The organism is Halapricum hydrolyticum, assembly GCF_025517535.1.
GTDB classification, from domain to species: Archaea; Halobacteriota; Halobacteria; order Halobacteriales; family Haloarculaceae; genus Halapricum; species Halapricum hydrolyticum.
Map to the genome: position 1 here is coordinate 12,967 of NZ_JAOPKC010000004.1, position 15,380 is coordinate 28,346.

The 15,380-nt window shown below is 53.1% G+C and carries 15 protein-coding genes; 5 read left to right on the plus strand and 10 right to left on the minus strand.

Annotated elements, in window-relative coordinates:
- Window positions 1–3: 3 nt before the first annotated feature.
- From OB916_RS05800 to OB916_RS05840, 9 genes are all read right to left on the minus strand, one after another.
- Window positions 4–783 (minus strand): hypothetical protein, encoded by a 780-nt coding sequence (locus OB916_RS05800; RefSeq protein WP_315908345.1) that lies wholly within the window; start codon window positions 781–783, stop codon window positions 4–6.
- Between the two features lie 2 nt (window positions 784–785).
- Window positions 786–3,842 (minus strand): hypothetical protein, encoded by a 3,057-nt coding sequence (locus OB916_RS05805; protein WP_315908346.1) that lies wholly within the window; start codon window positions 3,840–3,842, stop codon window positions 786–788.
- Window positions 3,839–4,714 (minus strand): hypothetical protein, encoded by an 876-nt coding sequence (locus tag OB916_RS05810; RefSeq protein WP_315908347.1) that lies wholly within the window; start codon window positions 4,712–4,714, stop codon window positions 3,839–3,841. Before OB916_RS05810 ends, OB916_RS05805 begins: the two co-directional genes overlap by 4 nt.
- A 10-nt stretch (window positions 4,715–4,724) precedes the next feature.
- Entirely contained in the window at window positions 4,725–5,573 is an 849-nt protein-coding gene (locus OB916_RS05815; protein ID WP_315908348.1) for a hypothetical protein, read from the minus strand.
- A 164-nt stretch (window positions 5,574–5,737) separates the two neighbouring features.
- Window positions 5,738–6,430 carry a 7-cyano-7-deazaguanine synthase QueC gene (gene queC, locus OB916_RS05820; RefSeq protein ID WP_315908349.1) on the minus strand — a complete coding sequence of 231 codons (693 nt, stop codon included), beginning with the start codon at window positions 6,428–6,430 and terminating at the stop codon, window positions 5,738–5,740.
- Window positions 6,423–7,025, minus strand: coding sequence for a GTP cyclohydrolase I (folE, locus tag OB916_RS05825; protein WP_390884033.1), 603 nt, complete (start codon window positions 7,023–7,025; stop codon window positions 6,423–6,425). The genes queC and folE overlap by 8 nt, the downstream gene beginning before the upstream one ends.
- Window positions 7,022–7,798: a 7-carboxy-7-deazaguanine synthase QueE gene (locus OB916_RS05830; RefSeq protein ID WP_315908350.1), complete on the minus strand. Its 777-nt coding sequence runs from the start codon at window positions 7,796–7,798 to the stop codon at window positions 7,022–7,024. The genes folE and OB916_RS05830 overlap by 4 nt, the downstream gene beginning before the upstream one ends.
- Window positions 7,798–8,259, minus strand: coding sequence for a 6-pyruvoyl trahydropterin synthase family protein (locus OB916_RS05835; protein WP_315908351.1), 462 nt, complete (start codon window positions 8,257–8,259; stop codon window positions 7,798–7,800). Before OB916_RS05835 ends, OB916_RS05830 begins: the two co-directional genes overlap by 1 nt.
- Before the next feature lie 133 nt (window positions 8,260–8,392).
- Window positions 8,393–8,668 (minus strand): hypothetical protein, encoded by a 276-nt coding sequence (locus tag OB916_RS05840; protein ID WP_315908352.1) that lies wholly within the window; start codon window positions 8,666–8,668, stop codon window positions 8,393–8,395.
- Between the two features lie 112 nt (window positions 8,669–8,780).
- On the opposite strand from OB916_RS05840, the gene OB916_RS05845 reads away from it, so the two are divergent.
- Window positions 8,781–10,979 carry a queuine tRNA-ribosyltransferase tRNA-guanine transglycosylase gene (locus OB916_RS05845; RefSeq protein WP_315908353.1) on the plus strand — a complete coding sequence of 733 codons (2,199 nt, stop codon included), beginning with the start codon at window positions 8,781–8,783 and terminating at the stop codon, window positions 10,977–10,979.
- A 98-nt stretch (window positions 10,980–11,077) separates the two neighbouring features.
- Window positions 11,078–11,695, plus strand: a complete 618-nt coding sequence (locus tag OB916_RS05850; protein WP_315908354.1) for a hypothetical protein — start codon at window positions 11,078–11,080, stop codon at window positions 11,693–11,695.
- Here the strand turns inward: OB916_RS05850 and OB916_RS05855 are convergent.
- Window positions 11,677–11,949, minus strand: a complete 273-nt coding sequence (locus OB916_RS05855) for a winged helix-turn-helix transcriptional regulator (protein ID WP_315908355.1) — start codon at window positions 11,947–11,949, stop codon at window positions 11,677–11,679. The genes OB916_RS05850 and OB916_RS05855 overlap by 19 nt on opposite strands.
- A 108-nt stretch (window positions 11,950–12,057) precedes the next feature.
- Here OB916_RS05855 and OB916_RS05860 point away from each other — a divergent pair, with 108 nt between their 5' ends.
- From OB916_RS05860 to OB916_RS05870, 3 genes are read left to right on the plus strand one after another with little or no spacing between them, the layout of a single operon-like run.
- Window positions 12,058–13,092 (plus strand): tRNA-guanine transglycosylase, encoded by a 1,035-nt coding sequence (locus OB916_RS05860; protein WP_315908356.1) that lies wholly within the window; start codon window positions 12,058–12,060, stop codon window positions 13,090–13,092.
- A 1-nt stretch (window position 13,093) separates the two neighbouring features.
- Window positions 13,094–14,008, plus strand: coding sequence for a hypothetical protein (locus tag OB916_RS05865; protein ID WP_390884037.1), 915 nt, complete (start codon window positions 13,094–13,096; stop codon window positions 14,006–14,008).
- The gene (locus OB916_RS05870; RefSeq protein ID WP_315908358.1) at window positions 14,005–15,165 is read left to right on the plus strand and encodes a BREX system ATP-binding domain-containing protein; all 1,161 of its coding nucleotides are present in this window, start codon (window positions 14,005–14,007) and stop codon (window positions 15,163–15,165) included. Before OB916_RS05865 ends, OB916_RS05870 begins: the two co-directional genes overlap by 4 nt.
- Window positions 15,166–15,380 lie beyond the last annotated feature (215 nt).

The window sequence follows — 15,380 nt, forward strand, 5'->3', positions numbered from 1 at the left end:
CACTCAAATACTCAACTCGACAGCATTCGCTAACTGGTCAATACCTTTCAACTCGCGGAGTACCTCGACATCCACATCGGCCAGAGTTAGACTGGAGCGCGAACTTAACCGTTCGACCGCTTCGACAGTGTCATCACTCAGGCCGTGAGTCTCTTGGAACGCGTCGAGTCCTTGCAACTCCTGGTGGTTCTCCCACTGCCTGGTAGCGTTCTCCCAGTTGTTGACCACTGTGGATGCGGTTCGCTCCGGTTCCCACATATTTGTCGTGATGATCTGTTCCAGCCAATTGACCGTTTTGGCGAATTCGTCGTTTTGTCCGCCGATGATTTCTTGCAGGTCCCGTGCCGAAGAGAGGCGCTTCTCCCATTCATTCTTGTAGCTTCGGAGCCGCTCCTTGACGATGTCTGTCGCCTTGCTGACTGAGGATGTCGCAGCAGTTACGTCCTTCCGCAACTCGTTAATCGGTGTCCCTGGGCCACCTCCCGTGTTTTCGACCACTGCATCAACAATGTCGGCCTTATCTGACTTAACAGCGTCTTCGGCCTCGTCAAGCGCGGCTTGAACTCTTGGTGTCTCATTCCCCTCAAACATCTCATTTAGCAATCGTCGGTAGAACTGCAAGGTTTCGACCGCTTCAGCGAGTTCTCTCACGTCGCTGTTCAGGCTTGATACTGTTCCCTTAGCCGTGGCTACCTTTTCGTCGATATTCTCGGCCCTCTCCTTACGATCTGCTTGCTTCTCGATGGCTTCGACTGCCTTTGAAAGTGTTGCAGCGTTACTCATTATTAGTAGGAATTCACCGCATTGATGACATCACTTCGAGCGGATTCATATTCTGTGACCTCGTTCAGTTCCTGAATCTGCGTTCGCAGGTCGCTACTTTCGGAGACATCGAGCCCGGATAACTCCTCGATAATCTCGTCGAAGGTTCGATACACTTCCCAGGTTATGTGGTCCTCTTTGCTTGCTTGGAACTCATGGAGGAGTTCGACCCGTTCGAGCGGCGACTCCGCCTCCAACTCGACGAACGACGATATAGATTCGTTGAATGTGGTAAGATCGATGGACTTCTTCTCGTGCAATTCCTGCTGAACGTTCTCCCAGCGCTCCAGTTTCGTCACGCCAAACATACCAAGACACTCAATCAGCGTATCTAGCATGGATTCGATCTCGTCCGCCCTATGGCTCGGGTCGTGCCACTGTTGAATCGGATCCAGCGCGGATTCAAAGTGCGATTCGAGGTCTTCGTCACTCAGACGGGACAGTTCGATGGCGTAATCCGAAATAGAGTTCAAGAATGTTACGACGCTGGTCTTCTTATTGGAAGAACGACTTGTACCAATATTGTACGCACTTGGGTAGTCGAGTTTCTCCGTATCGATCTGTTGTGCCAACTGCAGGTACTTATCAGGATCCGACGCGATATCTTTTCGAACAGGGTCGAGTCGATCATGATCCACGAGGTTCTTTTTCAACAGGAAGAATCCATCAACGAGTCCCTCGATGTCCCTCCGGCGATCTTTGAGTCCACCGAGTGTGGATCTGAGACTGGATTCGTCTGAGAGGGCTTCTCGAATAGGACTCTCGTATTCTCGATCTCTGGGAACCTGTCGATCGAATATGGCTTCACGGTCGAATTCGGTCGTCCCGAACTCAGCGTTCGAGAGCAACAATTTGCCGAGCAAGATAGTGTGCTCTATCGTAAGTCCGGGAGGAAGCATACCGTTTTTATCGTCTTCGATCTCCTTACGCATCTTCTGTCGGAAGCCGACGACGGAATTCGTCGCCCACGACCGCAGCTGTTCAACTGTTGCGGACTCGGGAAGCTCCCCGTCTTCATTCATTCCGACCTCCAACAGTTCGAAGTAGAGATCCATGTACTCCTTTCCGAACGGAAGCATTACTGACAGGCCATCACGCTCGTCTGGCCCTTCGATGGACACTGGGACCTTCTCACCGCGTGTATAGTAGATAGCAGTTGCTGGATCTCTCGAAGAGTTCGTGTTCCCGAGTTTTGTGGGATCGTGCCACATCCCCAATACTGATTCTGCTCCGGAACGGAGTACCTCCGAACTCGGGTAACTGTCGCCGGTCTCCACCCACTCTAAGAAGTCGTTGATCTGGTTCTCCCGCCGATCCGTATCTTCCCCCTCGCCGCCCTGTTTTGTTTTGGTCTTAGTTTTCTCTTTCTTATCGATCTCGGTTTTCGTTTCCTTTTCTGTCCCCGGTGTTTTGGTGATTTCTGACTCGCTTTCTTCTGACGCTGGGATTGATGGCCGGGAGTTATCGGCGTTTCCGAGAATGCGAGTCGCCGCTTCGTTCGGATGAAACGCAACGTAGTTGGCCCCCTCGTAGTCAACCGTCCCTTCACCGTCTGTATCGAACTCGAACGCTTCCAGTACGCCACGATGGATAAGAATCTCTGACGAATCATCGCGTACCTCGTCACGATACCCGTACCATGTGGCGAGTTTTTGCATTTGGTTTGAGTACGACCCGGGATCGATAGGGGTCACTTGGTTGTCCACGTTCGGGTTCTTATCCACCACTTCGTATGGCGGATCGTCCGAGAGGAGCACGCGTCGTACGACCTTCTGTAATAGTACGCGTGGTGTGCGACGAGGAGACCCATCCTCTAAGAGATGATCGTATGCCATCTGTACGAACGCTCGGTTGAACGGGTAGAGTCCGTCAAAGGCCGATTCAGTAGATTCGTTGATCTCTGCTCCGGATTCACGCTTGATCACATCCATGTACTTGTGAACAAGATCCACCGATAGCGAGTTGTCCAGGAAGTAGGCAACCCCGTCCTGTGTCAGACTCAGGTACCCCTCAGAGCGGTCCTGAAGGTATGTCAACGCGTCTTCGTTGCCACGGTTACTGAGTGCATCCTGCAGGTCGTCTTGTTCGAACCCGGTGGTGTAGCCGAGTACGATATCATAGGTCGCGCTCTCGACCTGAATGATTTGGTCGAGCAATTGCTCTTTCAGCACCGAGAACGTAGTGACATCCTCACAGATGATTACCGGTCGCTTGTCGAGTTCCTCTACGTAGCGCTGAGCGTAGTCTCGGAGCTGCCCTTGGAAGTCATCTACACCAATGACGTGTGAGAAGTGTCGGTGGATCTCGTCTCGAAGTGCCTGTCGAAGCACCTGCCTTTTGTTGTGGAATACAGAATCGGTGCCGAGGGAAAGAGCGATATCCCGGTAGTCTTCCTTCGAGATGAGGTTAGGATCGAAGTCGGTTTCATCACCTTCATATAGACCGTTCTGATACTCCTGTATGTTCGACGCCAGCATCGACTCCAGATTGCCTTCCTGAATTATTCGATCAATGTTAGCATCCGCAAGTTTCTGTCCCGGATTTGCAACCAGATTTCTGACAATCGCATCAGCCACCTTTTCCGCGTCTAGTTCTGTTACCTGTCTAATCTCGGGGTCCTCACCGAGTGGTTCGGCAAGTGTTGAGATAATGTGCTCTATGTTCGTCTGGTTGGCCTTGATGTGTAGCGGGATTCGATCCGGTGCACCCTCCGATTCTCCTTTCCCCGCGAGTTCGTAGTCCAACCACTGACAGAGTTGGCTCTTCCCAGACCCGGTTTCTCCGCGAACGATGAACGTTCGGATATCTGCGTCGATGGGTGAATCAACTAACTCGTCTCGGAACTGCTCCTGTGTTACGAACTCATCCTGATATCGAGGTAAGAATTTTGCATAAATCCGGTCGATATCAAGGTGCGTATTGTAGAAGGTCTTCGGATCATCTTTTTGTTGTGCAGTTGCTGTAAGATATGTCCGAACGACCTCGTCGTCCCAGGGTCTCTGGTCGGCAAGAAGACTCATAACGTAGCCACCTCATCATGTTCAAGCGGATATCGATACGCCGGCTTGTCTGGTCGTTCGCTGAGTTCGAACCGGCTCACCTGGTCAGCTTTTGTCGCTGGAATCCTCACCTGATAAGTAGCGTCACTCGGTGTCTTTAGTGCCAGCACGTCGTCTTCGATCATCGTCTTCATGGTATCGCTAAGCCCCAGATAGACGCGGGGAACGCCGCCCCGTGACGCATAGCACGCGAAAAAGTGTTCTTCGATCCAGTCCAGCGCTTCGCGGATGCTGTTTGAGCCCTCCTCACGCTCGAACTCTTTGAGAAGGTCGTAAATCAGCGCGGGACATGGACTCGTTCCGATTTCCTGGTTATCTTTTATCGAAATGAGGCCTACTGGTGCCATCAGGTTGTACCACATCTCGACCTTCTGAACGGTCCAGTCGAAGGGGTAGTCGTCTGCTTCCCGTTCGAGGTCTTCTTTCAAGTTGCCTTTGTCGTAGAGGCGGACCTCCTTGTCTTTTTCTTTCTCAATCATAACTTCCTGAATCCGGGCGAAGTGATCTTGAGCGTCCTGCTGCTGTTTGAGATGGTGAAGCACTCGAATTTCGAATGGATACTCCGAGAACGGTTGGTCGTCGATTGGTTCGACTACGCGTTCGGACGGTTTCTCGATTATGTCGATGGCGTGGAGGAACTGTACCGTGTCATCTACGGAGTCCGTATTCGAATCATCTGCCGGTCGAACGAAATCCTGGTGCACTTGTGATATGGGCGTCGAGCCTTGAACGTTCGTAGCTATTGCCTTGACTTCGGCTCCACGAACGCCTTGATAGCTGGCCAGGTCTTTGGTCGATTTTCCGTCTGCGTAGGTGTAAATGTCGTCCGTCATTAGTGGTGGATCATCGTTGGTCTGAATGCTGGTACTCGGTCAGTTCCCCGCTGTCGAAATTACATCGGTGAAGGGTCGCAATCATTCGCTTTGCGATCTTTTCAGTATCGCCCCACTCGATCCACGACCGAAGGGCAGTCGTGACGTGTGCCTCGTACTCCTCCAAAACCTCTTCGAGTTCGTGTTCTATAAAGAAGTGTAACGGTTCCCAGACGGGACTTTCGATCGGGGCGCGTTCGTAATCGAACAACTCAACAAGTTCGGATGCCGGTGCACCTCGGGTGGCATGATGTTCTGAGACTCGGTGGAAGTACAAGTTCTTGGTATCGTAAAGAGGGAGCCGGGATTCAACGTTTGACTTCACGTATTCGTGGATCAGCTGTTCATACTCGAAGCTGATTGCATTGAACTGATCTGCAACTGAACGCCTTGGAACGGGGATTCGGGACTCAATATGAGGTGTGGGCGTATCGGTGACAAACACGTATTGTCCGCCTGTCGCCTCTGTGCCTTCTTTGAACAACTCCCATGTGACGTCTGCCTGTGAGATGAACTCTTGTCCCTGATCTTGTTCGTCCTTCGACCGCAGTTGTTTCTCGGTGGCAATATGAGTCAGCGGAAACGAAACATCGGATAGTGTTATTGCCCCGGGAGAACAATGGCCGTGGTTCACCAACTGAAACTCGCGGGCCCAGAGGTCGTCGTACACGAAGCGCGAGACGCCTAACTCCAGAAAGAACGGAATCGTCCTTAGTTGTGCTCGTGCTCTCTGGTCCCGCTTTTCCAACTGTGAATCGTGTATAATAATCGGCGATTCGGTGGTTCCTAATGCCCGAGCTAATTTCCTATCCTCCGACACAATACTCCGAGACAAAGCGGGGATATAAAAATGTTTGTCCGAATGAATATGCCTGACAATTCACATCTGAATTATTATAATATGACTAATATAGAATTTCGAGAAGAAATCTAAGATGACTAAACAGGCGGATCCCTTCGCTGGCGGATGCGCTCAGTACTAAATTAATTGAAAGCAGATCGTTCGGCGTACTCTATCGGATCCCGAGAACCTGCCCTACGGAAAGCTTCCAGACGGAAGGCACAGGAATCGCACGTCCCACAGGCAGGTGCTTCGTCCCGGTAACACGACCACGTTATCTCGTATGGGACACCGAGTTCCAACCCACGTTCGGCGATGTCGGTTTTTGACCACTCGACGAAGGGAGCCACGAGTTCGATCTCAGTATCCGGTTTCGTTCCGACATCGATGACCTGCTGGAAGGCGTCGAAGAACACGGGGCGACAGTCCGGGTATCCTGAGAAATCCTCGGAGTGAGCCCCAATGAAGACTGCAGAACAATCGTTCGCTTCGGCGTAGGAGACAGCCATTGACAGTAGATTTGCATTCCGGAAAGGGACGTAGGATGTCGGAATATCATTACTGTCGGGATCAGCGTCCTCAACCTCCATTTCATCGTCGGTCAGACTCGATGCGCCAATTGCGGAGAGGTGTCCCGTCTCGATGTGCAGGAAGTCTGTTGCATCGACCTCCTCGGCCAGCGCCTTCGCACACTCGTACTCCTTATTCTCTGTCTCTTGTCCATAGGAGGTATGCAGGAAGTACGGCTCGTAGCCGCGATCCATTGCCTCGTAGACTGCCGTTGCGCTGTCCATACCACCGGAAACCAGAATGACTGCACGTTTGTTGTTACTCATGGGAATCTACCGCGGAGCGGAACCGCCGCTGTTCGTTTTCAGTCAGTTCACCAATCGTAGTCTGGGTCGTGGTTTCAGTTGCCGTTTCGACGCCACGCATCGCTTCACAGAGGTGTGTCGCCGTAATCTCTACCCTGACGGCCTCTGCATCTACTTCGTCCGCCAATCCTTCAGCGATATCTCTCGTTAGCCCTTCCTGTACCGTCAGCCGACGCGATTGCCACCGGACGTACCGAGCCAGTTTCGAGAGCCCGACGACATCGCTGTTTGGACGGTACGCGATGTTTGCAACACCGTGGTAGGGAAGTATGTGGTGCTCACAGAGACTGTACACCGGAATCCCGGTCTTGATCACAAGATCGGTCGTTTCGGCTTCGAAGGTGCGCATTTCGGGCTTTTCAGCGTCCTGCTGGCCCTCGGTGAGCGTCTCGAACGTAGCTGGTACCCGACGTTCCCACGTGTCTTTCAATCCGCCTCTGTCGGGATTTTCACCGACCGCCTCCAGCAACATCCGAGTCGCACGCTGTGCTTTTTCCCAATCGATACTGCCTGACTCCCCATCCGCGCCGTTCGTGTGGTACTGCTGGCTCGTCATGTTCCAGGTGCGTCGTTCCAGAGATCGACGTGTAATCGCGGTGTGTAGCGATAGCCGTATTCCATTGCTAACTCCGCGACATCGTTTCTCTTCGCGTCCAGTTCCTCTCGGGTCATCCCTTCTGGCATGAGCAGCACATCCTCGCCGGGGACGGTCGTGTTGGTTGCATCTCGAACCCGCTTGACCAACGATTCGATCTCGACCATATCGTCGCCTCCAGTCACGACGAACTTCAGTTGACTCTCATATTTATCGACGAGTGCTGTGAGGGCATCCATGTCGATACGACGCTGTTTGTGACGGTCGGCCCACTCGCCATCGCCCTTCGGGTCACGCTCTGCTGTGGGTGTACTGGAGGCGAGTTTGGGACTGATGCTGGCCAGATCGATCGCCGCATCTCGGTAAATGGTTCCGTTCGTCTCTACGGTTGTGTGATAGCCATGGTCGGCCAACTCGTCGAGCAATTCCACTGATTCTTCGTGAATCATCGGTTCACCACCCGTGAAGACAACGTGGTCGGCTTGATCGTACGATAAAATCTCGTCTACGATGTCTTCGATCGAGAGCCATGCTCCGGTCGGCTCCCACGAAGTGTGATAGGAATCACAGAACCAACATCGGAGATTGCATCCCGAAGTCCTCACGAATACTGAGGGAATACCAGCGAATTTTCCTTCCCCTTGCAGCGAGCAGAAGAGTTCGTTAATCGGGAGTCCTTCCTTCTCAGCATCACCCTCGGGGCCGAGTTCATCAACGTTACTGGCAACCGGCATTAGTACGCTGCACAGAGCTCCCCGGTCTCTCGGACCGAGACGGAAACACCGGAGACAGAATCCGGGAACGCCTCTACCATTTGCTCTTCGAGCATGACTGCCATCACCTCCGCTGTCGGCGGATGATCCAGCACGACCAGCGCATCGTCGTCACCCGACGCTTCGAACGCGTCGATGAGTGGGTCACCGTCCTCAACGAGAAACATGTGATCCCACTTGTCAATGACGTCGGTCACATCGCCCTTATCGACGATCCATCCCTCTTCCGAGAGGGTGCCTGTCACCTTGACGGTAATCTGGTAGTTGTGTCCGTGTGGACGCGAACACTTCCCGTCGTGGTGGAGAATTCGGTGGCCCGCGCTGATCCGAATCGGTTTCTCATCTCCGATACGAAGAACTCTCTCCCCGGCTTTTTCCGATAAAGTGCTATTTTGGCCTTCTCCGAGAGCACTTTGAGGCATACCTGAAGAATATTGGGGTAATATATAAATCTAACTCTCAGTGCCCTCCGACTCCAACGTGATCTGCTATCTCAGTTGGATCTGCTCTTTATTAGGGGAATAAAATGAGAAGAGGTCGCGGCGCGCTGGACTGTTACTCACAGTAGCAACGTACCGGCCCGTGATTGAATTCGTCCTCTTCAGCATCGATTTCACAGATGAACGTCTCACCGACGGGGTACATGATGAATCGATCCTCTTCAACGTTTTCGACACGCGCGATATCTTCGACATTCCAGTCGGCATCCTCGACACCGTTCCAGGTGTAGTAGTCGTCTTCTCCCTTGACTGCGAAGTCCAGAGTCCCGCTTCCACTACCGAGGATGTGTTCGACATCGCGGAAGACAGTCTTCTGTGAGATGACAGCCATGGTTACTCTATGGGCCACCCAGCTCAAATGTGTGTGGGTTATTCACCAAACCAGGACGTCCAGCAACCTTCATATGGAAAAGGCCAGTAGCAGTTGGTGGTGAATATCTTACGTGCGATTCTATGTCCCTGAGTGGGATGACAACGTTGATGCGGACTACGATTTCGTACATGATGAGCACTCTTCTCTGGATCCAAGTAAGCGGAATCTCTCGTACATCTGGGACATCTTCGACCGAGAAACGACACCCATTGACGGAGTTCTCATCTCGCGTGAACAGGTAGAAGATACACCCTCGAAGTTCGACCGAATCACGCAAAGCGGTGTTTACGATGCTCCGGTGTTAGACATTCCAGAGTGGTTGCCTACCATTAGCGACTGTGGCGCATGGGGATACAAGTCGCTCCCTTTCCCTCCGTATGGGAACGAGGGAATGTTAGAGTTCTACGAAGAACTCGACGTGACGGTCGGGGTCACTATCGACCACCTCGTTCTGGGAAGCGGCCACACTGCGAGGCTGTACCTTGACGAACGTGCGTTTCCCAAGGGGTTCACGAAGTCCGATATCCCAGATGAAGTTTCGGACGAAGTCGATGTGATGATCGACAAGTGGCCATCGAAATGGCCTGACTACGTCGGGAACTATGAGCCCTCGATCTGTGGTACTGAAGACGTGATGACGTTCGACCCGGCCATTTTCGACCAACCACTTCCAGCCCTTCTCTCGGATCTCGAAGCACATCCACACGCCGTTTATCGAGATGATGATATGGCCTTCCGGTACGACTTGACATTGACCAACGCCCGCGAAATGAAGGATCTCTATGACGAGGGCGACTATTCGTTCCGGATTATGGTGGCCATACAGGGGTGGAACGCCCGCTCGTATGCTGAAGCCGCCGAACGCGTTCTCGGTATGGGCTACCAGTACCTTGGAATCGGTGGCGTCGCGGGGAGCCCAGAAGAAGCGGTCAAAGACTACGTCACGACGATTGGCAACTCGGTGAAGGAGTTCGAACGTGACCACGATACCCGAGTCGATACGCACGTCTTCGGGTTCGCCAAGACTGGAGCGTTCGACACCATCGGGAGGAGTGGGATGACCAGTTTCGACAGCGCCAGCATGCTTCGGGCCGCCTGGACTGGAGGTGACAACTACCATCTGGACAGCGATCAACGGTACGACGCTTTCCGGGTCAGATACCCACCCAACACAGCGACTCTCCGACAGGCCGTCGAAAGGTCTCTGCGCGCTCAGGAGATACTTCACGCGCTCCGGGCTTTCGACGCGGATCAATCGATTTCACAGGCTTTAGCTGACTGGTATCGAGAAGCGGAAAAGACGCTTGAGAACCTCGAATCGTATCTGCGAGAACACCGCCATGATGACCAGTACGACAGCTCGACCCTTCGTCCCATCAAGCAGGCGTTTCGTGACGACTACCAGTACGGCCACAAAGTGTGTGCGAACTTCAGCGGGAAGTTCCGGGGACAGTTAGCCAAACTTCTTCGGCGGGACAGTCACGACGACCCACTGCTGTTCGAAGAGTACCAAGAGCTGCTTTCCCCAGTTCAAGACGTATTCGACGACTGGGAACCGACAAAAATAGAAGAGATTGAACAGCGTGAGGATCGCTCCGGTGAACACGGAACCTTCGACCAACTTTGGGTCCTCGTCGCCAACTATACTGCACACGTCGGTGACGAGGGTCATCGAGATGCATACGAGGAGCTTCTTCGACGCGAACCATGGACCGAGTGTGATTGCCGAATTTGCCAGGAATACGGTATCGAGGTAGCAATCTTCCGTGGGAATAACCGCAACAGGCGACGTGGATTTCACAACACACGACGGTTTTACGACGAGTTCGAACGCGACCTTCCAAAGATGGCTATCTTGACACGAGGGGGGACATCCCTCTCAATGGGCGAGACTGTCGAGGAATTCCTCTGCGACAAGCGGAAAGCATTCTGGAAGCAGGTTCACGATCTCCCAGTGACCGAAGTCGGGGCTGTTACAGCTAATGGGGTTCATGAGTGGTGGGAGGACGCTCCACGAACGATTTCGTTTGCCCCTCAACCCATGCAGGAGGCTCTCGGGGAGTTCGCACTTCGATATCAAGAGTTATTCATCGACGGGGATAATTGGATGCCTGAGGAGGAACTCTTGGACGCGATACAGGCTGCTGGTTGTGAGGTGCACGTCGTAGATAATCCAGCAGACCTTCGCAGCACCGTTCTTGAACGCCTCGGCTATGGATCGGATTTTGTGCCAAACTCGCTGCTTCAATCCGGACTCACAGAGTACTGACCATGCGTATACTCATCGTAGACCAATGTTCAAGCGCGAAGAAGACGAGCGAGCGAAACGAACCGCTCGACAGGGAGACTATCGATTCAACGTCTTGCGTGGAACTGGTCAGCAAGGAAGGCGTGGAATCTTATCGTGCTGAAGAATTGTACCAAGGCCGCCAGCAGAAGCGAATCACGGAGGCCAAACAGATACTCGAACAGGCCAGTGACGATGTCGGTCGAGTCTTTATTAGCGCCGGTTTCGGCGTCGTTGATGGGAGTGACGAACTCCCTCTCTACGATGTCACGTTCGCAGATATGAATTCCACTGAAATCGACGAGCGCGCCGAAAAATTGGGCATCCAGGAGGATCTACATGACATAATCGTCGGCGGAGAATACGACATCATTTTCTTTGCCCTTGGAGGTGACTACTATCGTAGTGCGGGGTTAGATAAAATTCTCCCCGATGTATCCGAAGAGACCTATGTCGTGTTCTTCAACCGCGAGGACTTCGAAGAAGAGTACAACAACGGACTCTCAATACCTGCACGCACCTCTCAGGCGAAGGCATATGGAACGATTGTTATCGCGTTGAAGGGAGAATACCTTCGCAATTTCGCTTCTCACAGAGCAGCAGGAAAGGATGTTGAAGGGGTGGATGATATCAAGGACTTCTGCGAACAGGAAGCTAGTCCCCAGTCTGGCTTAGACGATTACTCTTCGAGTAATTGAGATATTTGGTCAACCAGTGCAATGAGTTCTCGACCATCCGCGGTAATCGTGTATCGGACGTCTTTCGGTCCCCGTTCCTGACGACTCAACAATCCGGCAGATGCCAGTTCCTGAAGCCGTTTGACGACCACGTCACTTGAGGTTTCGAATTCTGCTTCGATCTGACTGTAGTTCTGCGTCCCTTCCTTGAAGAGGAATCGAAGGACTTCCAGGGCCCATTTGCGACACAACACCTCTCGGATGTCGTCGGGCATCTGCCGTTGCACAAGCAGAGGAATGATATACAACCATCGTTCCACTCCGATTACTTGGTTTCAACCAAGTCTTTATTACCCAGCCCAGCTAATCGGAGCGCGCCGCAGATGCTGTATCGACAACGAACGCTGGAAACCCCCAGCGGACCATTACGAACCCCGACGCTTTTCCCGGTGCGGAATATCGGGAAGCGGTCGTCCGACAATACACCGGAATACGCGGACTCGATTCCGGATCTGGGTGTTGCGATGGTCAACGCTAGGGCGATTCGGCAACGACAACCCCAGTGGAACCGAATTCAAGAGGGAGTAACACTTCGAGAGGAGATGTGTGTTCCCGAGGATACTATTGTGTTCGCCGACAGCGGTGGGTTCGACTTTAGCGATGACGAAGTGGACACCACCCCAAAACGGACGCTCGAAACCCAGCGAGAGATTGGTGCCGATCTCTTGGGAACCGTTGATATCCCGCTGTTGCGAGAGAATCGAGACTCCGAAAATCAACGTCGAGTGAAACAGAGCACGCAATATGCTCTCCAGGCGAGTAATGCGCACGAGGGAGAGGGATTACTCATCGGAAGTGTGCACGGTCACGACCCCGAAACGATCCGGAACACACTGCAGTACCTCGAACGGCACGGTGACTTCGATGGGTACGCGCTCGGAAGTATGGTCCCTATCCGGACCGACTACAAAAAGGTAACAAAGTTGATAATTTCTGCACGACAGGCGACCGATAAGCACCTCCACGTTTATGGACTCGGAGGAATCGTCTATCAACCGCTGCTCCTGTATTTGGGAGTCGATAGCTTCGATTCTTCAGCGTTCATTCGGAGTGCCGGAAACAGGAACTACCTACTCCCGGGATTCGGTGGACAGGAACTCCACACCATCGAGGACCTGGAGTACCTTCCTTGCTCGTGTCCGGTCTGTCGTGATCAGACCCTCGACGAAATACGGAAAGACCGGGATCAACTCACAAAACACAATCTGTGGTCGCTGGCGATGGAACTCCGACGGTTCAGATATATGATCGCGGCGGGCGAAGACATCGAAGCTTATCTCGACCTCCGTTTCCGCGGCAACGAGGTAACCTATCGGGCCTTTAAGCAGGCAAAGCAACAGGTTCGGAGGTTGACTTGACATGGCCGAAAACAGTGAACGGGCGACTGTCCGGCCTGTAACCCTCGCTCGACTTGTGGAGACAGCATATGTTTGTTCTACGGGACCTCGCTTGACTGCCGACATCGAGGAACAGTTGGACGTGAGTCACCGTCGGGCCAGAGAGACGCTTCTCGAAGCACTCCGAATCGATCTTATTGACGAGGATACGGTCCCCGAAGAGACCGAGTACGAGACCACTCACGTCGGCGAAGAGTTCCTGTCCGCGGTTCGCGCTGAAGATTGGTCAACAGTCAGTGATATCCTTGCCACCCGAAGCCCACACTACAGTGCGTTCTTAGACGTGCTCGATACTGTCGCGCCAACGAACCTGCAAGACATCCTTACGGAACTGGAAGAAGTTGAAGAACATACTCCGCGCTCGTACAACCAGACGAGCGTCGAAGTAGTCGGCGACTGGGCTGAGCGACTCGGGGCCATTCAGCGGAACGCGTTTACCGGGAGTTATTATCCCGTTGAGAGTGACCGTGTCCCGATAAACTTCCCCTACACCCTGCTCGCAGTCTACGACGATCTGGAAGAGACTGCTGGTGTCAGCCTTCGACAGCGGTATCTTGCCATCCCAGAGTTGCGCGAGGTATTCTGTGAGCGCCACCACTGTAGGCGCGACGGATTCGACCAAGCTCTCTGCCAGTTGGCGAGCCAAAATGTCGGCCGACTCGAACTGTCTGGTGCACCGATGGACACCGGCGCGAAGGATGCGAAGTTGGGAATTAAAGAAATAGCACTTGGGGGTGACGACGGACTCATTTCGACCACGCAATCGACAGAGAAGGTGATGGCCGGCGTTGAACAGTTCGGCAAACAGTATTATTACCTCGCGGTTCACGACCGCGACCTCAGCTACGATACGACAGAAGACACTTCGGAACCATGAGCAATGCCAACTTCACGATCACGGACGAACAGCGCGACTATTCCTCGCTTGGACTCGAAGAAAACCCCTTCCCGTACAGCCCAGTTCCGGATGATAATCCGGAACTCTACTGTGGTCAGGACCAAGCGACCAAGACCATCAGCGATACGGTTTCGACGATGCTCTCAACGGGCAAGTCGAAGCACCTCGTTGTCACCGCGAAGTACGGTAATGGTAAGTCTCACACACTGAAGTACACTCGGTCGCTCGTCCGCGACCGGGGGGACGTGATCGTCGGCTATGTCGCTCAACCGGGAGAGGGCTTCCGTGACATCTACCACGAATTCCTTTACGACCTCGGTTTCGACCGAGTACAGGAGATTGCCTACGAGTACTTGGCACAGGTCACCCGTGAGACGACCGACCACAACCCGATGGGAGCTGACGCGATGGAGGGTCTCATCGACGACGGTGAGATACTCCTCTCAGAACTCGTTCCGACAGCAATTCAACAGCTGAATGATGTAACGAAATTCGCCGACTTCGCGCGGGCCATCATTCACATGATCTACGAGGACACTAACCTCTACGCGTGGCAGTGGCTCACTGCTGAGGGGATTCGCTACGAGCAGCGTAAGGAGATGGAGATCCACAGTGCACTTGACGATGATACCACGAGTGTAAGAGCTTTTACAGCACTCAAGAACCTCCTGCTCGAACTCGGATACACCGGCGTGTTCGTCTTCGTTGATGAGTTCGAATCGATCGCTCGGTTGAGTTCGAAAGACGAGCAGGCGACACTCAACAGTATTCGACATCTGATGGATCAGAACAGCCACGGACTGTGTATGCTCTTCGGGTGTGCGCCTGAGGTCTGGCAAGATGTTATGAGCGAGTACCACGCGTTTTCGGAGCGTATCGGCCAGGAAGTGGCACTCCGTCCGCTTACTGACGAGCACATTCAGGAGTTGGTCTCGTCGTATCTGGATCTCGTTCGGACGAACGGGACAGAGGGAATCGAACCATTCGAGGAAGAGTGTCTGGGACTGATTCACCAACGGTCACAGGGGAACATTCGACAGGCACTGTCGTTGTGTAGCCGGGTACTGGATGCGGCAGTTGATAACGAAAAAGAGCAAGTCGAATCTGAGTTCGTGCAGGATGTATTAGCAGGGTAATCCCGAATCAGCGTTAACTGAATAGTGTATTAATCGTCTTATTAAAGCTTCAGAGCCGATAAAACGCGCCCTTTGCTGTGTTGGTGCGGTGCAGTTCTCCAACGCTGTGAGCGACTTGAGTCCAGTATCGGCGACACCTGTCAGTGCCGATAGCCAAGTCGTTTTCGCGTTCCCATCACCGGTAGAATCAAAAGCGATGGCGCTCCTGAGTGAAT